This window comes from Kribbella sp. NPDC026596 (assembly GCF_040638415.1).
GTDB lineage: Bacteria > Actinomycetota > Actinomycetes > Propionibacteriales > Kribbellaceae > Kribbella.
The window spans coordinates 1-22,123 of the sequence record NZ_JBEZYF010000005.1 but is presented as its reverse complement, the minus strand read 5'-3'; the positions used below and the strand labels follow the sequence as shown (position 1 = coordinate 22,123).

Below are 22,123 nucleotides of genomic sequence, written 5' to 3'. Positions count from 1 at the left end.
ACGAGCTTCTCGAGGTTGTCGACCGCGTCGTCGAGTCCGAGCCTCAAGCGCCTCGCGGGTTCGCTCGGGCCGCTTGCGCCATCGCGCCTTCAGGCCTGCAGCGTGATGCAGACCTCACGGCGAACGATCGGCGATGTTCCGAACGCATATGATATGGTTTCCATAATATCTCTTATGCGAACGCGGCCTTCCGCACGCGAAGGAGCAGTGCTGTGAACACAACGATGAACGTCGCTCTCTGGATCGCCCAAGGCTTCCTGGCCCTCTTCTTCTTCGCGGGCGGAGTCCCGAAGGTCCTGGGTCGCGGCATCGACAGGTGGACCGGATTCGCCGACCTGCCGCGCGTCCAGGTGATCCTCGTCGGCGTGACGGAGGTCCTCGCCGCCGCAGGGCTGGTGCTGCCCAAGGTGACCGGCGTACTGCCGTGGCTGACTCCGCTGGCAGCCATCGGGCTCGCCGTCATCGGCCTGATGGCCGCTGGATTCCACGTGCGCGCCAATGAGCACCTCAATGTCCTCGAGACCTCACTCCTGGCGTCCATCGGTGGAGTGATCGCGATCGGCCGCTGGGACCTGATCGACTCGAGCGCCGATGTCACGCCGTGGACGTTGGTCGTGGCCCTCTGCTTGCTGGTCCCCGCGGCCATCATCAACGTCGTCATCCTCTACGCGGGCACAGGACCGCAGGCCGCCTCGGCGCACGGCAGTTCCGGACAACTCGAGGAAACCCGGCAGCCCGTCGCCTGATAGCTGGCGTACTCGAACGGCCCATCGGTTCGTGTGGTTGTCCAGTTCTCGTTGATCGAGATTGGTCTGTCAAGACGGCGCAATCCGGGGTGAGTGGGCTAGTTGCGTCCGGTGGTGAGACATTCGTCGAGGGCGATCTCGAAGGCGCGCAGTGCCGGTGTCCAGCGCATCGTCCAGCGGTTGCGGGGCTGGTGTCGATCCAGCCTCATGACCGCGAGGTAGACGCTGAGGACGACTTTGTTCGTAGGGGCCTGAGGATGTCGCGGCGACCGTCGTACGCCACTGCAACAGCGAGCCGACATGTAAAGAGAATGAGTGATGTGGGTCATAGCCGGGCGCGGAGCCACACATTGACTTCGTGAAGCGCCGACGCACCGGAGACAAGATCCCGGCGGGTGGGCACGCGCTCCCAAGCTTCGAACGAGCTGGTGCTGGGACGCGGAAGCTTGGCCAGTGGTCCCCCGAAGGTGTAGCCCTGGCTCAGCTGGCGTTGCCTGGACGGAGTGTACGTCGGGCCGTCGGATCCTCGGGTTTGTCGGTAGTGCCCGGTGGGTACCGCGGCGCCATCCTTCACGGGTGAGGCCGGGGCCGGCTGGTTCGACTCTGGGACTGCCGTGAATCTTCAGCGGCTGCCCTCACTCTGTGGAGGGGGTCGATGTCGGTCAGGTGAGCGATGCGATGAGGACGTGTCTGGCGCGATGAATTACCGGCCGCAGCCGAGTCTTTATCAGGGTGACTACTACACCGACTGACGAGAAATCCCGGAGAGCTGGGGCCTCGGTCCCGGACTCCGCCGATGTTGTTCCCCGGAAGGGCTGGACCCTGGCGCTGGCCGCGCTCGGCGTCTTTTTGACCTCCCTGGACGTCGTGGTCGTTGCGACCGCGCTGCCGACCTTGCGATCGGAACTGAACGCGAGCCTCTCCGACCTGGAATGGACCCTCAACGCCTACAATCTGGTCTTCGCATGCCTGCTGCTCACCGGCGCTTCGCTGGGTGACCGTTTCGGCCGTCGCCGTATGTACATCGTCGGTCTGCTCACGTTCACGGCCGGCTCGGCGACCGCGGCCTTGTCATCGACCGCGGGTGAGCTGATCGCCTCTCGAGCACTGCAAGGAGTTGGCGCGGCAGTCCTGATGCCGCTGACGCTCACGTTGATCAGCAATGCCTTCCCAGTCGAGAAGCGCGGTGCCGCAATCGGGATCTGGGGTGGGGTGTCGGGACTCGGCGTCGCTGCGGGTCCCGTCCTGGGCGGAGCGATCGTCGACGGGATCTCGTGGCAATGGATCTTCTGGCTCAACGTACCGGTCGGACTGGCCGTCGCGGCGTTGTCGACCCGGCTGCTGAAGGAGAGCCGCGGCCAGCGACAGAAGCTTGATCTCCTGGGCCTCGTGCTCGCCGGTGCGGCCTTGTTCGGACTGACCTGGGCGCCGGTACGGGCGCCAGTCGTCGGCTGGGGGAGCACTGAGGTGGTCGGATCGCTGGTGGCCGGCGCGGTGTTGCTGGTGGCGTTCCTGGCGTGGGAATCGCGCACCCGGACGCCGATGCTGCCGCTGGCGTACTTCAGGCGGCGTGGCTTCGCGGCCGCGAACGGGGTGACCTTCTTCCAGTTCATCTCGCTCCTGGGATCGCTGTTCATGATCACCCAGCTGTTCCAGGTCGGACTCGGCTACTCGCCGCTCGAAGCCGGCCTGCGGATCCTGGTCTGGATGGCGATGCCGATGTTGGTGGCGCCAATCGCCGGCGGACTCGCGGACCGGTTCGGAAACAGGCCGTTCATGCTGGCGGGCCTCCTGCTCCAGGGCAGTGGGGCTGCCTGGTTGGGCCTGGTAGTCGATCCCGGTGTCGGCTACTCGACGCTGGTCGGACCGTTGATCGTCTCGGGTGTGGGCATCGCGATGTGTTTCCCGACGGTGGCGAATGCTGTCGTGAGCGCCGTGCCCGTCGCGGACTCGGGTGTTGCTGCCGGCACCAACAGCGCATTGCGTGAACTGGGTGGGGTTTTCGGGATCGCGATCATGGCCGCCGTCTTTGCCGCCAAGGGTGGTTACGGCTCGGCGGCCGACTTCATCGACGGGTTCAAGCCCGCGATCGCGGTAGCGGCCGCGGCACCGCTGGTTGGAGCGGTGTTCGCCGCGCTGGCGCCCTCGCGTGCGCAAGAGCGACTCAACGAGCCTGAGCGGGCCACTGATTCCCCGTCGGCCGAGTTGGCCGCCTAATTCGTTCATCTGATACCTAGGAAAGGTGTTTCATGTCGACACTTGATCTGACCGGATCCACCGCGATAGTCACCGGAGCCGGCCGGGGGTTTGGCCGTGGCATTGCCGCAGCACTCCACGCGGCGGGCGCAACTGTGGTCGGAGTCGCTCGGACCGCCGCCGGCCTGGAGGACCTTCAGTCGCAGCTCGGCACCGGCTTCGTCCCTGTCGAGGCGGACGCAACGGATGCGGCCGTGGCGGTGGAACTCCTCAAGCGGTACCGACCTCGGACGCTGGTGCTCAATGCCGGTGCGGTTCCGCCGATGGGACCGCTGCGGGACCAGACGTGGGAGGGCTTCAGCCGCAACTGGGAGGTTGACACCCAGCAGGCGTTCCGCTGGTCCCAGGCGGCGCTCCGCCTTCCTATGCCGTCCGGCAGTACGGTCATCACCATGTCCAGCGGGGCAGCATTGCGCGGTTCACCGCTGAGCGGTGGGTATGCAGGGGCAAAGGCGGCGGTTCGTTTCATCACGGCGTATGCCGGCCAGGAGTCTGTGCGAGGCGGACTACGCATTCGGTTCGTCGCCGTACTTCCGCAGCTGACCCCTGAGACGATGCTCGGACAAGTCGGAGTGCAGGCTTACGCGAAGCAGCAGGGCGTCGCTGTCGCTGATTTTGTTGACGCCCTGCAGCCCATTCTGACACCTGAACAGGTAGGCAACGCTGTTGTCCGGTTAAGCACCTCAACCGCCGATTCGGAGCCTGCGTACCTACTCACCGGAAAGGGCTTGCAATCCGTGCCGTAACAATGGCACCCAACTTCGTCGACCAGCACCTCGAGCAGCCCCCCGTCATCGGAGACGGAGCGGGCTGCAGGCCCAGAAGGTCATCCTCGCCGGAACAACAGGGGCTACGCGCGGTTCATGGGCGCAACGCCTCGCCTTCGTGGATGTGGACCTGTCCTCGGTGTAGATGCCGACGTGGGTGAGCCGGTTGATCCCATCGCCGATAACGACGCTCCGAGGGTGGTCAATCGTGTCTGAGATTGCCGCTACGAGCTGAGCTATGCCGTCAGGCTACTGCCTGGCGGCATAGCCCCGTGACTTGCCAGGTTGGCGCCACAGGTGCCAGGAGGCGGCCCGCGCGTTACTGCGGGCACCTCGAGACATAGTCCACAGACACGAAGGCGGACATGCTTTGGCTTCCGTACGTTGCGCTGGGCAACGTCTCCCGGGGCGACTTTGACCGGCTCATCAAACCGTTGACGGCGCCCTACTTGCCTCATCGCGATCCGCTCCACGCAGCGCCGGGCGACTTTCGCCGTTCGACCCACCGTATCTCAACCAGCTCCGGAGTCATTGGCGAGCGGCAGCGCGTTGCAGAGGACCGCTGAGCCAGCTCCGAGCAGCTCTGTGGCTCCTCAAGCGAACAATGGTCAGGTCAGGTTGCTGCTGATGCAACGCGATAACTCGTTGAGCGGTCAGGTGATGTGTCGACCATGCCCAGCGCACGATGTGATCGGGATCAGTGAAGCTCTTCCATAGTGGCGGTTCGACATTACCGTTCCACAGCACTTGCCGGCGCCGACTACGACGGACGGTCCGTCGCACCACTTGGCGCATCACGGTCGTCCTGCCAAGGTCGAGCCAAACCCAGCAGCTCGGCTCGCTCCGCGAGCAGCCGTCGGGGCGAGAAGTGGCCCACTGCACCCATCACCGGCGCGCGTAGCCGGATCGTTCCCGCCCAGGGCGATGAGTTTCCAGCTTCGAGCTGGTCTATATGTGGTGAGACCCTGTTCACAATCACGGGTGAAAGCGCGGTGGCTATGCAGTTCGTGGAGGCCGAGGACGAGTTCGTGCGCCTGACCGACCCATTCCGTCAGGAACTGCTGGCGCACTGCTACCGGATGGTGGGCTCGTTCCAGGACGCCGAAGACCTGGTCCAGGAGACATACGTGCGGGCTTGGCGTTCGTACGACGACTTCGAGAGACGCTCGTCATTGCGTGTCTGGCTGTACCGGATCGCGACCAACGTGTGCCTGACCGCCCTGGAGCACCGCAGCCGGCGCCTACTGCCGTCGGGGCTGGGGGCACCGAGCGACGACCCGGACCATCCCTTGACGGTGTTGGAGAACGGTGCCTGGCTGCAGCCGCTGCCCGCCTTGCCGGACGATGCGGCCGATCCTGCTGCGATTGTCGCCTCTCGGGACAGCGTCCGTCTGGCACTCATCGCCGCCCTGCAGCACCTTCCGGCCAAGCAGCGAGTCGCGCTCATTCTGCGTGACGTGCTGGCTTGGCGCGCGGTCGAGGTTGCCGAGCTGCTCGGTACGACGAGCTCCGCGGTGAACAGCCTGCTGCAACGCGCACGAGCTCAGCTGCAACGGATAGCTCCGACGGAGGACGAACAGGTCGACCTCTCGGAGCCGGGGCTGCGGGCCCTGCTCGACCAGTACATTGCCGCGTTCGAGAACGCGGATGTCAACGCACTTGTGGGTGTACTGCGGGATGACGTCGCACTGGAGATGCCACCGAATGTCGAATGGTTCTCCGGCCGCGCGGCGGTCCGACGGTTCCTCGAGAGGAACGTGCTCGGCGGCCCAGGGATGACCCGCATGCTCCCGATCACGGCGAACGGTCAGCCCGCAGTCGCGGCGTATTGGCGTGATAACGATGGACTCTACCGGCCTCACGCGCTCCAGGTGCTCACCATTACACCGATAGGGGTCTCCCGGATCGTCTCCTTCAACGACCCGGGACTGTTCCCCACCTTCGGACTGGCGACCGTCCTGGCGCCAGAAGCGCTGAGGTAATGCCGTGGCGGTGCTGAGTGGTTCTGTTCGCCTGCTCGCGCAGGCGATCTGCTATGCCTCGGGAAGCGTGGACGCGATAGCGGCGGGCTCCGAGTCACTCCCGACTCCGTGCGACGACTGGGACTTACAGGCGTTGCTGCTGCACGTCAACCGTTCAATTGACGTACTACACCAGGACGTTGCGCTTGGGTCCGTGGATCGCGACTGTGGGGAAGATGGCCGCAACTCTTCGACGGTACAACTCGCCTCGACCTTCCGATCTCGTGCGCAGCTGCTGCTTCAGAGCTGCGTCAAGGCTGAGCAAGCCGGTCACATGATCTTGGTTGGTGATCTGGCTCCGGCGACAGGATGGATGATCGTTGTAGGTGCAGCGGAGATCGCCGTGCACGGATGGGACATCTCCGTGGCGTGTGGGTCGGAGCGATCGATTCCAGTGCCGCTGGCTCTGGGCCTGCTGAGTCTGTTGCAGTTGGTGGTCGACGACGCGATGCGACAGTCGCTGTTCGACCCCGCGATCCCTGTATCACCACTAGCCAGCCCGAGTGATCAGCTCGTGGCATTCCTGGGCCGGCATCCGGTCTCGCCGTCGGCGCAGGGGTGAGCCAACGGGAGACATGCGATGAGTTTCCACGCGCTCACAGGTCTTCATACCCGAAGGGTCTGACAGTTCGATGCCGGATCCGCACTCCGGGGTGATCTTTGTCGCCCGCCAACTCTTTTGAAAGGTGACCGATGAATCCGGACCTGCTGCGCAATTACTTAACCAGCCAAGGCATCAGCCGCCGCACCGCGCTCGGGCTGGCAGCAACCGCTGGAGTAGCCGCCTCTGGAGCTGTGGCCGGGTTGTCCAGCCGCCCCGCGCAAGCAGCGACCCGGGGGATGGCGGGCTCAGGCGACGATGCGCCGTTCGACTACGCGAATCCCGCGAACCTTCACGACTGGGCGCCGAGCCGGTACGGGGCCGACGACCAGCGCGGCACACTCAACGAGGTGACCCCGGAAAAGACCGCTCGCGCCCTGCATCGGACGCTGGACGCGACCCGCCCAGTGACGGCGTACAACCTGGGTGCCTTGATGTGGAGCGGCTTTCCGGCTCTGCAGCCCTATCCGCCCAAGCGGATCCATGAACTACGGCTGGTGCTCGGCGGCTACGAACCGCCCCGGGGCTTCGTCGCCGAAGGCGGCTACGTCGCCTTCACCGAGCCGATCGGTTCCAACAAGCTCAGCGTGCACGAAGAGCGGTTCACCGCCGAACAGCCGCCAGGCTACCCGGCGCAGCTGTCGACCACGTTCCAGCTCGGCTCGCAGCTCGACGGTCTCAACCATGTCGGCGCGGCCGGGCTGTTCTACAACGGTTTCCGGGGGAAGGACATCGCCCGCGGACACGGCACCACCAAGCTGGGCAACGAGCACATGGGTCCGATCGTGACCCGGGGCATCCTCCTGGACGTGCTCGGGGTCAAGGTCGCCACCCGGCAGACCGGCGACCTCGCGAGTCCGGCGTCCAACGGCGCCGACGTCCTGAAGGAGAACTATCGGATCACAGTGGACGACCTCAAGCAGGCGATGGACTTTGCCGCCATCGACCACATCGAACCGGGCGACGCCGTCTTGATCCGCACCGGCTGGAACCAGTTGCTCGCCCGCCGCGATGCCGCGGACATCGTCCGCTGGGGCGGCGCGGCGGGCACGCCGGGAATCTACCTACAGGAGGCGCGCTACCTGGCCAAGTTCCGGCCCGCGCTGATCGGCAGTGACACCTGGACGCTCGAGGTGTTCGGCAATCCCGTCAACGGCGACGGAGCGATCATTCCCGTTCATCAGGAGCTGCTGATGCGCAACGGCATCCGGATCGGTGAGTCATATGCACTGGATGAGCTCGCCGCCGATCGGGTGTACGAATTCGCGTTCATCGTGACGCCGCAGTACGTCGAGGGAGCGACAGCCGGCAACACTCCACCGGCCGCAGTCGGCCAACCCCGTAGATAGCACATAATCTGCCACCGGCTCACCGCATGGATGACGCGATGCCGCAGCTCGGCGCGACCATCGCTGGCCGGCCCGTCACAGACGGCGAATCCCGCGAGATCATGCGGGACCTCGTCCGAGCGATGACCCAGACGATCGACTGAGCCCAGCATCATGCCGCTCAGCGATCGGGCTGGACGGAGCCGATGGGCCGGTGACGTGCTGCCGGGGCCGGAAGTCAGGCACGACGATCCAGGAGCTCATGGTGCGGTGGCCGCGCGGTGGATTCGATAGAGGACGCTGGGCCGGAGAGGGCCTTCGGGGGCAGTGGGGTCGTCGAAGTCTTCGGCGGGGTTTCGGGTCATGCCGATCCGGCGCATCACTGCCTGGGAGCGCAGGTTGGTGGCGGTTGTCACCGCGAGGATCTCGGGGAGGTTCAGGGTCTGGAAACCGACACTCAATGTGGCCAGTGCCGCCTCGGTGGCGTAACCGTGGCCCCATGACGCGCGGGCGAGCCGCCAGCCGATCTCGACGCCGGTGAACGGCATGCCTTCGTCGACCTGATCCAAACCCGCGAATCCGATGAACTCGCCGGTCGCCCGCACCTCGACCGCCCACCACCCGTAGCCGCGCTCGTCGAACTCCGCTCGGAAAGCCGCGACCGAGGCATCGCTCTGCTCACGGGTGAGCACGTCACCGAGATGCTCCCGAACGTCCGGATCTGCGTTCATCGCGGCCCACGGTTCCAGGTCGGATTCCCGCCATGGACGCAGCACCAGGCGCTCTGTGCGCAGTTCAGCCATGGCGCAATGCAACGCGAGAAACCCCACCCCGGCAAGTCCGTTTCGGAGGACCTGCCTGTCAACGGCAATTCCCACAAGCTTGACTGGTGCAGATAATGCGCCGCCCCGTGGACGGATCGACGCTGGCGTTCGAGAGGCCGTCGTTATCCACCTTCCGCGTAGCATGCGACGACAGCGTGAGAGATCGTCAGCTTGCCAATGCGTCGCCGGCGAGGACGGCCGTTAGTTCGGCGCGTGAGCTGACCCTCGTCTTGGCGAACATCGACTTGACGTGGTCGCGCACCGTATAACGGCTGACGTTGAGCTGATCGGCGATCTCGTCGATGCCGTGGCCGGTGAGCAGGAAGTCGGCCACCTGGCGCTCCCGGGCGGTGAATCCGTGAAGGGCGAACAGCATGGGGAGCATCTCGGCGGGGCCGGCTGGTTCGAGCATGACGGCAATCTTGTGGTCCTCGGCAATGTCGCCAACGAGGATGTCAGCGTGGACGAGCAGCCAACAGCCATCGGACATCCGCAGGCGCGCCCGCGCGGGTCGACCACCGTGCGCCGCGCTGATCGCCGCCTGCAATGCGACCATCGCAACAGCGATCGGAGTGTCGCCAGGTGGCTGTTGCGGTAGGCGGCGTAGCCATCGATCGCCTTCTGGCGTAGCAGCCTCGATGCGACCTGTGCGATCCACTACGAGCATGCCGCGGCCACCGCGGACACCCGCGTGGTATCGGGTCGTGCGAGCGGCAAGACTCGCGCGGAGCCCATCGCCGACATGCCGAGCGATGGCCGAGAGGAAACGCGCTTCGTCGGCGGTGAAGAGGGGGAGGTCGGAGGCCCGGACCAGGCAGGCCATGGCCCAGGTCGATGTTCCACTGCGGGCTACCAGCCGAAGCTCGTCGTGCAGCCCACGGGGAACATACACGGACCGGTGTCGTTCGCTGAGGCTCAAGTCCCCTTTTGTCGCGGTGGCCAGGGTACCGACGGATTGCCTCGACTGGTCCAGATCGATGAACCGGTTGAAATCGTGGTTCACGAACTCGCTGCGTGCCTTCTCGAGCGACACGCTGTCGTTCGATGGCATCCCGATCGTGAGGACGTCAGTCGGCAGCAGCGTCTCCGGGTCGGTGCGCATCCACGCGGCGGTGTCGTACGGCACCACCCGACCGACGCGCCCGGCGACCTCCTGGATGAGTACGTCTGGCTCGAGTTGCTGCTCGCACAACGCTGCGATCGTCTCGCGTACGGCGTTGGCATGGCTCCCGAGCGGCGATTTGAGCACCGTACAACGGTAGCGCGACGCCGTCAGATCCAACTATCCCCCAGGTGAGGGGGGTGCCGGAAGCCCCAATCAGCGGGATGGTGCGGTGGAGGCCGGCCGGTGAGCATGGCGACATCTGTTGGACTGAAGGGAAACCCACATGAAGATCGCCGTCTACGGCGCAAGCGGTTACACCGGACAGCTCGTCGCCGCGGAGTTGCGCCGACGCGACATCGACACCGTGCTCTCGGGACGGACCGCGGATCGCCTGGCCCGCGTGGAATGGCCACGCGCGGAGGTACGACCGGCGCGACCCGACGACGCCGCTGCGCTCGCTGAAGCGTTCCGCGACTGCGACGCGGTCATCAACTGCGCCGGTCCTTTCACGTCGTTCGGTGAAGCGATTGTGAGGGCAGCCATCGATGCCGGATGCCACTATGTCGACACCAGCGCGGAGCAGGCATACGTCAAGGGTCTTTTCGACACCTTCGCGGACGATGCACAGGTGGCCGGCGTCGCCGTGGTTCCAGCCACGGGATACGACATCCTGCCTGGGGACTTCGTGGCGCACCTCGCGGGTCAGCGGGTCGAGCCGGTCGAGGAACTGGTTGTCTCATACGACGTGGCCGGCTTCGGCATGACCCGCGGCACGCTGCGCTCCGCGTACGAAATGCTCAACGGCGACCAACTCAGCTACGAGGACGATGACTGGCAGTGGGACAGCAAGCCGCCGAGGCGCTCGACGATGGCATTTCCGGACACATCAGGAGAAGCGCCGGTGATCGGGTGGCCAGGATGCGAGGTTGTCACCATCCCGCGGCACGTCCGTACACGGCATGTCGAGGTCGTCATCAACGCGGCCGCCGCCGAACCGGATTTCTTCGAACTACTCCAGGCGCCTGCCGAGGTCGCGAACCAGATCATCGATGGTCTCCCCGAAGGACCGACGCAGCAGGAGCGCACGAAGGCAACGTTCGTTGTCATCGCGGACGCGATCGGTGTGGACGGACGTCACAGCCGAGCCGTAGTGCGCGGCCGGGATATCTACGGCTGCACGGCAGTGATCGCAGTCGAGGGTGCCCGCCGCCTCATCACAGGACGCGACCGCACCGGCGTCTTGTCGCCCGCTCAAGCCTATGACGTCGAGGACTTCCTGCAGTTCCTGGCTCCGCACGGATTCGAGGTCCACGTGGAACCTCTCGCGCAGATGTCCTGATCTCACACGGGGTCGGCGCGTCCTCGGAACGAGGCGGACAGGGCCGTGTCGCGAGCACGAACTTCCTTGTCGGGAGCAGGGATTCGACGACATCCGCTGGGTACAACGTGAAACCACTGCGTTACGAGGATCCGTCACGCTGTCCACGTCATGAGAGGAACGAAGATGACCGAGACTGTACGTCGGCACATCGCGCTCGTTGCCCACGACAACAAGAAGGCCGAGCCGTTGGGCTGGGCGGAGACAACCGCGAAACCCTGCGCCGGCACCATCTGTACGGCACCGGCACCACGGGCACGATGCTGGAGTCGAGCTCGGCCTGCCAGTCACCAGGTTCCTCAGCGGACCGGTCGGCGGTGACCAGCAGATCGGAGCGCAGATCGCTCAGGGAACAGATCGACGTACTGATCTTCGTCTGGGATCCGCTCGAAGCCCAACCACATGACACCGACGTGAAGGCCGTGCTGCGCCTGGCGACGCTGTGGGACATCACCATCGCCTGCAACGTCGCCAGCGCGGACTTCGTCATCACGTCACCCCTGCTGACCAACGGCTATCGCGGCATCCGGCCCGAGGGCTACACCCAGCAGTCGACACATCAGCTGAACGAACTCGCCTACAGGTGACCAAGCGTCACCGCTGACGTGCAACAGTCAACGCCACTCGTCGGCCGACACGCCGCCAGCATCGCGGCTGCCGGGCAGGATGCAGTGGGTGGCTGGGGGATCTTGAGGCCTGGTCTGCTGAAGATGGCGCGGTCGGCGTGGTCGAGGGCGCGGCGGACGGCGCCGAGGACGACGGCGCGGGCGCCGAGGGCGGATGCGGCCACCCGAGGGGGGTGAGTCCACAAGGGAGACGAGCTGCCGCTCGAGGCCGGGGACGAGCAGGTCGCCGGCCTCGGCGACCGCGCCACCGATCACGATGAGCTCGGGATTGAGCAGCGTGTGCAGCAGGGCCAGGACGCGGGCGATGCGAACGACGACGCGCTCGACCACGTCCAGCGCGAGCGGATCACCGCCGCGCGCCACATCGAAGACCAGTTGCGACGTCACCGCCGCAGGATCACCCTCGACAGCGCTGAACAGAGCCGACCGACCGGCTTTCGTCCGCGGGCCGCGGGCGGACGCGACAGCTGCGGCGCCGAACTGCCGGGCCAGGAAGCCGATGCTGTCGGTGTTGTCGACGCCCTCGACCATGCTCGCCATCTTAAGTTCGCCGGCCGCGCCGGTCGTGCCGCGAATGAGGTTGCCGCCGAGGTAGAGGCCGGCACCGAGACGTTCGCCCGCGAGCACCTCGATGACATCGTCGACCCCTTCTGCCGCGCCGCACCAGCGTTCGCCGAGGACGGCAAGGTTGGCGTCGTTCTCTACCAGGACAGGACAGTCGAGTCCTGTCCCGACGGCGCCGGCGTAGCCGACCGAGCCTCGTTCGAAGGCTGCGGACGCTGCTTCGATACCTACGTGTCGCACTACAACGAGAAGGGCAAGCCGGATAGGTATCGAGCCGTCACCTACTTCCGCGACTTCGACGGGATCACTCGCCAGGTGCCGGCCTATGGCAGGAACAAGACTGAGGCTGAATCCAACCTGGTGGATCGGCTGCGGGAGCGGATCAGGGCACGAAGCGGTGGAAGCTTGACCTCCTTGGACCGGTTCTCGGTTGGTGCCGAACTCTGGTACGAGGAACTGCTGCAGAAGGTCGAGGACTGAACTCGCTCGAAAGGCACCCGTGATGGCTATGAGCGCGCGCTTCGGAACCATGTCCTGCCAGCCTTGAAGGAGATCCGATTCGGTGAGTTCTCCGTGCCGCTCGTCGACAAGGTGATCAAGCAGATCAAGAAGAAGGTCGGCGTACCAACCGCGCAGACGAGCCGCTCGGTGATCTCGGGAGTCTGCGGACTCGCTGTTCGTCACGGGGCCATGGAGAGGAATCCGGTGGGCGAGATCGAGCACCTCGAGGGCGGCAAGAGCAAGCGGAACCCCCGTGCGCTGGAGGCTGATGAACGACGTCTGTGGTTCGAGATGCTCAGTTCCGATCCGAAGGCGGTCGAGGCCGATCACTTCGATCTCACCGTGTTCATGCTGGGCATCGGGGTCCGGATCGGCGAGACGTTGGGTGTGGTCTGGGAGCAGGTCACCTTCTTCGCTAGCGAGGTCGCGATCACCCACCAGATCGTCCGGGCCAGGGGCGAGGGGCTGATCAGGACCAAGACGAAGTCGCGCGCGGGGGAGCGGGTGCTCATGGTGCCGTCGTGGTGTGTCGCGATGTTGCGTGCTCGCTTCGTCCAGGGTGTCCGGCTAACCGATCCGGTGTTCCCAGATCGTTTGGGTGGGTTTCGTGATCCGTCGAACACACGCCGCTCCTTCCGCGATGCCCGCTCGCCGGTCGGCTCGGAGCTTCGCCGGAACCTCGCTCGCGCGCTGAAGGAGTGTCGTCATAAGTCCGGCCTCACCCAGAGGGGCGCAGCGGCGTCGATCGGATGCGCTCAGAACCGGGTCAGCCTCATGGAGAACGGTCGGGTTCGCGTCGAGGTCGATGAGGTCGAGAGGATCCTTGACGCCTACAGCACACCGAGTGGTCCTCGGTCGGAGCTGATCGATCTTGCAGCTGAGGCGTCGGCTCCGGTCGCGGCAGACGCTATGGCATGGATCACATCGCACGCCTTCCGGAAGACGACGGCGACGATCCTCGACGATGCCGGCCAAAGTGCCCGGCAGATCGCTGACCAGCTTGGGCATGCTCGGCCGTCGCTGACCCAGGACGTGTACATGGGGCGGACGGCCAAGAACCCGGCAGCGGCCGACGCACTGGAGATGATCGCTGATGACCTCTCATGAGAAAACCCATCCCGTAAGTCGTACCTGGGATGGGTCCTCAGAGACGGAACCCGCCTCTGACCTGCATGTTGTGCGCCGCCAGGGACTCGAACCCCGAACCCGCTGAATTCCAGCTGGGACTGCTCACGGTTTGTCGATGGTGCGCGAAAGCTCTTTCTGGTAAGGGATTCGCGGGTGGTTGCGTTCGCATCGGTTCTCATCGCTGACCATCCTCTCGCGCTGATTGAGGTGCGTAAAGAGGTGCGTAGGAGCCGTCCGCGGGACCACGAAGTCGGCTTCTGACCGGACTGCGAATCGCGCATTAATTGATCTCTGGGTCGATTCGGAGTCACGCAGCCGCTTCCCAGGTCAGGCTCTGTGGATCCCATGTCGCGGTGTTCGAGTGATCGTCGAGTGCCGGATCGATGAAGGTGGCGACGAGTTCTGCTGCGGTCTTGGCGGTGAAGGATTCGGCTACTGGTACACCTTTCGCGGTCTTGGGGTAGGTCCTGGTCCAGTCAGCGGGGATGTCGAAGTGCTTGAAGGGATCGATGTTGCTGAGGTTCTGTTTGGCGGCGATCGCGATCCGTAGCTCGTGCAGGTCCAGTGTCTGGGTGTGCGCCAGCACGACGAGGTCGACCAGGTCTTTGACGCGGCTGCTGCGCTTGCCGCCGGGATAGTTGGTGTCCATGGTCGCGCAGACTTTGTCGGCGATCTGGTCGGCGACGGGGTAGAGCCGGTAGGGGTGAGTGACGAGCGGTCGGCGCAGATGGAGCCGGTTGGCCGGCTCGACCACCTCGGGTCGCCCGACCGGCGGCGGCCCGACCACGACGTCGACCACGACCGTGTCGATGTGGGTGTCATGGTCGACATCGATGCACGCGAAGACGTAGCGCCGCGTCGCGACGCCGGGCTGGTTGTCGCCGAGGCCGGTGGGCGTGGAGCGGATGAGTCGGAAGGTGAGATGGTCGCCGAGGTCGACGTCGACCAGCTCGGTCAGTGCTCTCTCGGCCTCGGCGAGATTGGCCGCATGCTGTGCTGCGAGGTCCATGTCCTTGGTGGTGCGCGAGCGGGGCACGCGGGCGAGCATGCTCATCCCGCCCTTGAGTAGCCACTCGGACTGCTCGCCGTGGGCGAAGACTCGGGTGAGGAACCTGTCGAAGCGCGCTTGTCGGATCTGGGCGTCGACGCTGGCGGCGCTGACGCCGGGACCTGCTTGCTGAGCTGCCTTCTTCGCGGCGTCCTTGATCGCCAGCTCCAGGGATCGCCAGTCGGCGTAGCCCTCACGCTCAGTCATGGTCCCATCCTTCCGGAGTCACGCCGGCCAGCTCGAACAGGTCGTTGGCCAGGGAGTTGCCGTCGCTCCTGCGTCGCGCTGCGGTGGGATCGAGGTAGGACGCAAGTCGGTCGGGTGCCACGAGCTTGTCGGCGCGGACCGCGTCACGCACGGCGTCGGCGACCAAGGACATGTCGGTTCCGAGCTCGACGAGATCTGCAATCGTGCGTTCGACGGTCAGAGTGGGGAGTCCATCGACGGGGATTACCTCGTCACGGGTCAGTTGCCGGATGCGCAGACGTACGCCGGGAAGCCGGGTTCCTTTGCGTGCTGGCACGATGAAGTCGAAGCCGTCGAGGAAGTAGTCGCCGATTTCGTGAACGTTCGCCGCCGTGATGCCGGCTGCCACGATCGATGCGACGCCGGCAACGGTGCGGGGCGCGGTCGCTCCGCCAAGGGCCAGCCAGGTTGCGTAGATTGCTTCGTGATCCGGTGGTGGCGCTCCGGCCATGCGGTACACGCCCTGTGCTACACGCTCGATGGCGCCGGCTGACGCCATCCGGGACAGCTGCTTGCGGGAGACGCCGGCCTTCTGGGCCTGGGCAGTGGTGACCAGGCCCCACCGGCGTTCCGCGATGGAGCCGAGCCGTACCAGCGTCGAATCAGCCATTGCAACTATTGTACCCAGTTTCGGGGACAAACGTTGTCCTATCCCCGCGCGACCTGGAAGCGCAGGGGTCGCGCCCCAGTGGGGCTGGGTCAATGGATCAAATTGACGGGAGGTCGAGTGCCGGGAGATGCCATCCCGCAGCTCAACGCCGGCGTTGACGGACAGGGCGGTCTTGCGTCCTGGCAGGATGGTCGCGTGAGTCTTCGTGACGATCGCAATGGCGGCGGCAGCCTGGATCTGCGCCGTGAGTTGTCCGAGTTGCGGGCCGAGCGGGATCGGCTGCGGGCCGAGAATGCGCGTCTGTCCCGTCTGCTGGAGCTGCGGGGCGAGGACACCACGCCTGCGGCTGAGCAGCTCGCGGCGCCCGTGGGTCCTGGCGGGCTGGTGTCGATGGCGGGCTCGACGCCGCAGCAGAAGCTCGCTCTCTACCTGGACCTGTTTCGTGCCAGGACCGATACCTACGCCAGGCGCTGGGAGGACCCGCGGACGGGCAAGAAGGGGTGGATGCCCGCGGCGGCGGGCGGGTGGCGCAAGGGCATGACCCGCGCGACCGCCCGCCTGCTCCCGCTGACGCCGGATGTCGTCGCCGAGCACCTGGGCGCGAGGTCGCGGCAGGACCTGTTCATCGGCCTGTACCCGATGCTCCTGGACAACACGTGCTGGTGGCTGGCTGCCGACTTCGACGGCAAGACCGCGATGCTCGACGCCCTGGCGTACGTCAAGGCCGCCCGAACTGCAGGCGTCCCTGCTGCGCTGGAGATCTCACAGTCCGGCGCCGGGGCGCATGCGTGGATCTTCTTCACCGAGGCAATCCCTGCGCAGACGGCACGCGCGGTGGGGACCGCGCTGATTCACGAGGCCATCCTCCAGCGTGGTGCCATGAACCTGGGTTCCTACGACCGTCTGTTCCCAAGCCAGGACGTATTGCCCGGCTCTGGCCCCGGCAACCAGATCGCTGCACCGCTCCACGGCAACCGCCGCAAGGACGGGCTCACGCTGTTCCTCGACCCGGCCACGCTGGAGCCCTACGACGACCAGTGGGCCTTCCTCTCGACGCTGGACCGGCTAACGCCCGGCGACGCCGCCCGGCTCGCCCGCAAGTCGTCGCGCGCCGCCGTCGGCAACGACGTGACGGCCCTGGCGCGCGCCGAGTCCACCAAGGTGCACCCACCCATGCCACCGGTCGTGCGTGCCGAACTCGCTGCCGGCCTGGTCCTGGACGCGACCGCCCTCCCGCCTGCTGCTCTGGCGACTTTCAAGCACGCCGCCTCGATGGCGAACCCGAAGTTCTACGAGCTGCAGCGGTTGCGTAAGTCCACCTGGGACACCCCACGGTTCGTCACTGGCTACGACCTGACTCTGGACGAGAAGCTCGTCCTGCCTCGCGGACTGCGGCACTTGGTGACAGGCATCATGGAGCGCAGCGGTGCCCGCCTCGACGTGACCGACAACCGGACCGCCGGCACGGAGATCGACGTCGCGCTTATCGGCGAGCTGACCAACCGGCAGACCGCGGCAGTCGGTGAGCTGCTCGCGCACGATGACGGCGTCCTGGTCGCCCCGCCAGGATCGGGCAAGACCGTCATGGCGTGCGCAATCATCGCCGAACGAGCGGTGTCCACACTGATCCTGGTCGACCGCAAGGCCCTCGCCGACCAGTGGCGCACCCGACTGACCGAGTTCCTCGGCCTCAAACCGGGACAGGTTGGCGGCGGGCGGAGCAAACTGACCGGGATCGTCGACGTCGCCATGCTGCCCACCCTTGCCAGACACGACGACGTCGCGAACCTGACCGCCGGATACGGGCAGGTCATCGTCGATGAGGCACACCACATCGCGGCAGCCGCGTACGACCACTCGGTCAAGAAGATCGCCGCCCGGTACTGGCTCGGCCTCACCGCCACCCCCGAGCGCCGCGACGGCCTTGGCGAGCTCCTGCGCTGGCAGCTCGGACCGGTCCGGCACACGATGACCGACGCGATACCCGGGACGCTGGCCGAAGCAGCCGACACCAGCGCAGGACCGGCACGATTGCTGCACCTGCATGAGACCACGTTCACCGCTGCAGACATCGATCAGGACGCCCCGTCACCGATCGCCGAGGCACACCGGGCGCTCACCGCCGACAAAGACCGTAATGAGCAGATCCTCGACGATGTCCACGCCGCTCTCAGCCAGGGGCGCAACTGCCTGGTCCTGACCCGCCGGGTCGCCCACCTCGAAACGATCACCTCGCTCCTGGCCGGTCGTGGCCATGAACCGCTTGTGCTCCAAGGGGGCATGCCTGCCAAGGACCGACGTGCCGTCGTCGAACGACTCACCGACGCCAGGGCTGGCGACGGCGTCCTGGTCCTGGGCACCACACCGTTCGTCGGCGAAGGGTTCGACGCACCGGCCCTGGACACCCTGTTTCTCGCGGCGCCGATCTCCTTCGACGGACTCCTGGTCCAGTGCGCCGGACGAGTCGTCCGCCCCGCACCAGGCAAGAGCATCGCCGAGGTGCACGACTACCACGATCCGCTCGTCCCGCTGCTGGCAGCCTCGCTCCGGCGCCGCATGCCCGGGTACAAGCGGCTGCGATTCGACCGGGCCTGATGACGCCTCACGGCACAGGGTGCCAGTCGTCATGCGCAAGACCATCACATCAGCCCTGGCCGATGTGCCAGGACCCCCCGTGCCGCTCATGAAACCGCTGCCGACGTGGATCGACGACCGTTCCTTCCCGGAAGGACTGCGGTCTGGTTCCGGTCCGCAGAATGTGGGCCCGGTTGAGGAGATTGTCCGCGGTGATCTCGGTTTCTCTACGGCTCGCACCGTTCAGCCTGACCTTGAATGCGCAGACGTCGTCGATCGTATCGGCAAGTTCCATGGGTACGACGCTGCTCAGCCGATGTCCGACATCGTCGACGTTGCTGCTCAGCATCTCCTTGAGGTCGTCGTCCAGGCGAGCGACGGTGTCGGTGTCCTGGAGTGGGCGCATGCGGTCGGCGAACTCCAGGTCTGCGATGCGTTCGCGGTCGAGAACCTGGGCGATGGTGCGGATGTCGGCTACCAGTTCGGCTGGGTCGGTGGGCAGCCGGATCCGGAGGCCCACGCCGCCGTCCACAGGGTCGGGATGGTCCGGGCGCGTGTGGGTCAGTTGGAGCGTCTCCGATTTACCGCCGGCGCCGCCCACAATGTCGGCGTACGCATCGGACACGTCGAACGCCCAGATCGACGACCCACTGGGCATCCGGGTCACCTCGGTCCGGCCGCGGGCGCCCGGCCGCCGGCGCATCAGCTTGCTGACCTGCTTCGGATCGAGCGCGCGAATCGCGAACTCGAGTCCGAACCGGCGATCCTTCTCGTCGCCGGACAGCAGCCGGTGGCCCTGCCCGTAGCCGATGGCATAGGTCCGTTTGTCGACGATCAGCAACAGGAGCCCGGCCGACCGCGAGTCGACAAAATGCACAAGTCGGCCTGTGGTGCGGCTGGCGGCCACGCACCACTCAGCCGACTCACCGTCCGAGGTTCGAAACGATCCCTCGACCCACAGACCGGGAGACCCGGCTACGGTGACGGCATCCACGTCGAAGTCCTCGAGCGCGTCCAGCTGTTCCTGGTCGAGGACATCGACGAGTGCAGCCGGGTCGTCAGGCGTGCGCCAAAGCCGATGCAATGTAACCTGTCGCGCTCGTGGAGTCCGAGTGACCACCAGCATCCCCTCCCGTCACTCTCCGCACACATCAGGACAACATGAGTACGGGAAGCCTGCGCGGCATCCGGCGCGTCGCCACCGACCTTCCGGGACAGGTCCGCTTGCGATTCCGTCGCTGTTGAGTGCGAGGTCGGGACCGGTGAGCAGTGTGGCCAGAGGTCGGGCAGGACGCGGTGCCTAATGGCAGCGAGTGGTTCGTGCTTGTGCAGGCCAAGGCGGCGGGGAATGACGCCCGGCCTGGGTTGAAACTGTGCGGATCTTGTCCAGGTCGCGGGCGCCGGCGAACTCGTCGTGGTACATCGCCGAAGATCCCGAACTTGCTCGCCGTTCACCGTAGGTCGGGGTCGTCGAAGGCGTGTTCGAGGGCTTGGGCGGCGGCCGGGTTGGCGCGTTGGCGGTGGAGGTAGGTGTCTTGGGTGATGGAGACTTTGGCTTGGCCTAGTTGGTCGGCGATTTGGCGGGCGGTTTGGCCGGCTTGGTCGAGGGCGGTGGCGGTGGTTTTGCGGAAGGCGTGGCAGCGGATCCAGGCGAGCTTGTCCGATTCGGCCGGTTGGGCGGCGTCCTCGAGCTGGGCGAGGAGGTCCGAGGTGTTGTCGAGGTCGATGCCGTAGGTCTTGGCGAGGCTGGAGACCAAATGGTGGGTGGGTTTTAGCCGGCCGGTTTCGATGAGTTCGAGTCTGGTTTGGGGCCAGCCGAGGGTCTGTGCGGCTTGTCTGCGGCTGAGGTGTTTCTGGCGGCGGAGGGCGCGGAGCGTTTGGCCAAGCTCGCGGCGGGCGGTGCTGGCGACGGGAGACAGTGCGGTCCGGAGCGATCGACGGGTGTTGGAGGGGTCGCGGTAGCCGCCGGTCGTGTCGGGGAAGACGGGGGTGTCGGGGTGGGTGTCGCCGGTATGGCGGGCACGAAGGCTGGTGGCGGCCCAGGTGGCGAGGCTGAGGGTGCGTTCGCCGGTTCTGGACTTGGTGGTCTTGCGGATCAGTCCTTTGCCGGGGATGCGGGCGATAGTGTGGGTGATTTCGACGGTTCCGACTGCGTGGTCGATTTGATCCCAGTGGACGGCGAGTGCTTCGCCGATGCGGACGCCGGTGCCGAGCATGAACGTGACGAGGTCGGGGAGATCGGCCTGTACGGCGTGCTCGTCGGCGGTCAGGCTTCTGTTGAGGAGGGTGACTTCTTCGGTGGTGAGGGCTCTGGGCGGGTTCTTGGGTTTGATTTCGATGGCGTCGACTTCGCGGACCGGGTTGATGGTGAGGGCGCCGTAGCGGACGGCGAGTTTCATCGCGCCGGAGATGACGGCGCGGCAGGTTCTGGCGGTCGCTGCTCCGGCATGGTCCTTGATGGTGAACAGGACGGTGTCGAGGCGTGGTGTGGTGGCTTCGCCGATGTGGAGTTCGCCGATGGCGGGACGAACGTGGTTTTGGAGGGCGCGCCGGTAGGCTTCCAACGAGGTTGGCGATCGGGTTCCGTCGGCGACCAGTCCTTCGAACCTTCGCTCCCAGAGATCCAGAAGGTTGTTGACCTTGTGGTTCGTGCTGAGGTCGCCGGAGTAGTTGGTTTTGGCGCGGTTCTGGAGTTTCGTTAGCAGGGCTGTTCTTGCGGCGGTCTTGGTGGTGCCGGTGGCGGTGACGGGACGGACTTTGCCGTCGTGGTCGCGGAACTTGGCATGGGTCAGGTGCTTGACCCGCTTGCCGTTCTTGTTGGCCTTCATAGTCCTGGTGGAGATCTCTCCCCAGGTTCCGATGGGCAGTGGTCGCCTTGGCATGGCTTGCCTCCAACCGATGTGAGCGTTGCTTGTTCAACGCTTGGCAGCCGTCGAGATCGGCGCGGTCGGTGACTCCACGAGCCAATGTGATATGACGCACAGTTACGAGCACCTGAAGCCCGCACGGCTTTGTCGGGGGGAGACGCGTGGCTGAAAAGGTCGAATAAAAGGTGTCCTGTGGGCATGAAGAAGCCCAGGCCACTCGCGTGACCTGGGCTGTTGTGCGCCGCCAGGGACTCGAACCCCGAACCCGCTGATTTCCGGCTGAGGTTGATCATCGTTTGTCGATGGTGCGCGAAAGCTCTTACTGGCAAGGGATTCGTGGGTAGTCTGGTTTGCACCGGTTCTCATCGATCACCATCCTCTCGCGCTGATTGAGGTGCGTAAAGAGGTGAGTGAGAGGCCCTGCCTGGGACTGCTAGATCGGCTCTCCAGAATCAGGCTTGTGCTGAGTTTCGTGTCGTCTTCTGGTTGTGTGGCTGGCTACAGCGAGTGGCAGGATGAGCCAAAGAGCGGGCGATGTGCACAGGTGTTGGGTCGAGGCGTTGCGAATATTCGGCAGAACGGCGGCGGATTTCCCTTGACGGGTGCGCTCAGTTCTCGTTCGGGTGCACTTCGCTGTGCCAGGATGCCGGTCATGAGCACGCCAGACTCCGCCGAGGTGACGGATTCCGCCGGTACGACGGGTGATTCGACAACACGTACGCTCGCCCTGCCGGCCGCTTCAGACTCACCTCCGGAGGTCGAGGAGAGGGAGTCTGAAGGGTCCTCGATCGTGTTCACCGCGACGTTGGTTCTGCTGGTCGGGCTGGCGTTGTTCGGGCGGCGGATCTTCAACGGTCTGTTCACCGACGACGGGGTGCGAACCTGGGCGACGATGTTCGTCGGCGTGACGGTGCAGGCGCTGCCGTTCCTGGT

At 65.7% G+C, this 22,123-nt stretch carries 17 protein-coding genes and 1 pseudogene; 11 read left to right on the top strand and 7 right to left on the bottom strand.

Annotated elements, in window-relative coordinates; translation table 11 throughout:
• The first annotated feature begins 212 nt into the window (after positions 1–212).
• From AB0E63_RS05330 to AB0E63_RS05305, 6 genes are all read left to right on the top strand, one after another.
• A complete protein-coding gene (locus tag AB0E63_RS05330) occupies positions 213–746 on the top strand; it encodes a DoxX family protein (RefSeq protein ID WP_360361709.1) in 534 nt (177 codons plus the stop codon).
• Positions 747–1,478: 732 nt separating this feature from the next.
• Positions 1,479–2,963, top strand: coding sequence for an MFS transporter (locus AB0E63_RS05325; RefSeq protein ID WP_360361706.1), 1,485 nt, complete (start codon positions 1,479–1,481; stop codon positions 2,961–2,963).
• A gap of 32 nt (positions 2,964–2,995) precedes the next feature.
• Complete coding sequence (locus AB0E63_RS05320; protein ID WP_360361703.1) at positions 2,996–3,748, top strand: SDR family oxidoreductase; 753 nt, start codon at positions 2,996–2,998, stop codon at positions 3,746–3,748.
• Positions 3,749–4,767: 1,019 nt separating this feature from the next.
• Positions 4,768–5,751, top strand: a complete 984-nt coding sequence (locus tag AB0E63_RS05315) for a sigma-70 family RNA polymerase sigma factor (protein WP_360362245.1) — start codon at positions 4,768–4,770, stop codon at positions 5,749–5,751.
• Between the two features lie 4 nt (positions 5,752–5,755).
• Positions 5,756–6,352 carry a maleylpyruvate isomerase family mycothiol-dependent enzyme gene (locus AB0E63_RS05310; protein ID WP_360361700.1) on the top strand — a complete coding sequence of 199 codons (597 nt, stop codon included), beginning with the start codon at positions 5,756–5,758 and terminating at the stop codon, positions 6,350–6,352.
• A gap of 131 nt (positions 6,353–6,483) precedes the next feature.
• Positions 6,484–7,740: a cyclase family protein gene (locus tag AB0E63_RS05305; RefSeq protein WP_360361696.1), complete on the top strand. Its 1,257-nt coding sequence runs from the start codon at positions 6,484–6,486 to the stop codon at positions 7,738–7,740.
• 239 nt (positions 7,741–7,979) lie between these two features.
• Here AB0E63_RS05305 and AB0E63_RS05300 read toward each other — a convergent pair whose 3' ends face one another.
• Entirely contained in the window at positions 7,980–8,522 is a 543-nt protein-coding gene (locus AB0E63_RS05300) for a GNAT family N-acetyltransferase (protein ID WP_360361693.1), read from the bottom strand.
• Positions 8,523–8,709: 187 nt separating this feature from the next.
• A complete protein-coding gene (locus tag AB0E63_RS05295; protein ID WP_360361690.1) occupies positions 8,710–9,669 on the bottom strand; it encodes a helix-turn-helix transcriptional regulator in 960 nt (319 codons plus the stop codon).
• Positions 9,670–9,931: 262 nt separating this feature from the next.
• Between AB0E63_RS05295 and AB0E63_RS05290 the strand changes: the two genes are divergently transcribed.
• Positions 9,932–10,987 (top strand): saccharopine dehydrogenase NADP-binding domain-containing protein, encoded by a 1,056-nt coding sequence (locus AB0E63_RS05290; protein ID WP_360361687.1) that lies wholly within the window; start codon positions 9,932–9,934, stop codon positions 10,985–10,987.
• 299 nt (positions 10,988–11,286) lie between these two features.
• Positions 11,287–11,613 (top strand): hypothetical protein, encoded by a 327-nt coding sequence (locus AB0E63_RS05285; protein WP_360361685.1) that lies wholly within the window; start codon positions 11,287–11,289, stop codon positions 11,611–11,613.
• Positions 11,614–11,640: 27 nt separating this feature from the next.
• Here AB0E63_RS05285 and AB0E63_RS05280 read toward each other — a convergent pair whose 3' ends face one another.
• Positions 11,641–12,747, bottom strand: coding sequence for an ROK family protein (locus AB0E63_RS05280; protein WP_360362242.1), 1,107 nt, complete (start codon positions 12,745–12,747; stop codon positions 11,641–11,643).
• Between the two features lie 12 nt (positions 12,748–12,759).
• On the opposite strand from AB0E63_RS05280, the gene AB0E63_RS05275 reads away from it, so the two are divergent.
• Entirely contained in the window at positions 12,760–13,824 is a 1,065-nt protein-coding gene (locus AB0E63_RS05275) for a helix-turn-helix domain-containing protein (protein ID WP_360361682.1), read from the top strand.
• Positions 13,825–14,152: 328 nt separating this feature from the next.
• Here the strand turns inward: AB0E63_RS05275 and AB0E63_RS05270 are convergent, their stop codons facing one another.
• Complete coding sequence (locus AB0E63_RS05270; protein WP_360361679.1) at positions 14,153–15,100, bottom strand: nucleotidyl transferase AbiEii/AbiGii toxin family protein; 948 nt, start codon at positions 15,098–15,100, stop codon at positions 14,153–14,155.
• Positions 15,093–15,749: a type IV toxin-antitoxin system AbiEi family antitoxin domain-containing protein gene (locus AB0E63_RS05265; protein WP_360361676.1), complete on the bottom strand. Its 657-nt coding sequence runs from the start codon at positions 15,747–15,749 to the stop codon at positions 15,093–15,095. The genes AB0E63_RS05270 and AB0E63_RS05265 overlap by 8 nt, the downstream gene beginning before the upstream one ends.
• Before the next feature lie 195 nt (positions 15,750–15,944).
• Here AB0E63_RS05265 and AB0E63_RS05260 point away from each other — a divergent pair, with 195 nt between their 5' ends.
• The gene (locus tag AB0E63_RS05260; RefSeq protein ID WP_360361673.1) at positions 15,945–18,344 is read left to right on the top strand and encodes a DEAD/DEAH box helicase family protein; all 2,400 of its coding nucleotides are present in this window, start codon (positions 15,945–15,947) and stop codon (positions 18,342–18,344) included.
• A 49-nt stretch (positions 18,345–18,393) separates the two neighbouring features.
• On the opposite strand, the gene AB0E63_RS05255 is transcribed toward AB0E63_RS05260, so the two are convergent.
• On the bottom strand, positions 18,394–19,407 hold the full coding sequence (locus AB0E63_RS05255) for a TIGR04141 family sporadically distributed protein (protein WP_360361671.1): 1,014 nt from the start codon (positions 19,405–19,407) through the stop codon (positions 18,394–18,396).
• Between the two features lie 367 nt (positions 19,408–19,774).
• Positions 19,775–21,151, bottom strand: a complete 1,377-nt coding sequence (locus tag AB0E63_RS05250; RefSeq protein WP_360361668.1) for a helix-turn-helix domain-containing protein — start codon at positions 21,149–21,151, stop codon at positions 19,775–19,777.
• A 691-nt stretch (positions 21,152–21,842) separates the two neighbouring features.
• On the opposite strand from AB0E63_RS05250, the pseudogene AB0E63_RS05245 reads away from it, so the two are divergent.
• Positions 21,843–22,123, top strand: a pseudogene (locus AB0E63_RS05245) (permease); the annotation flags it as partial.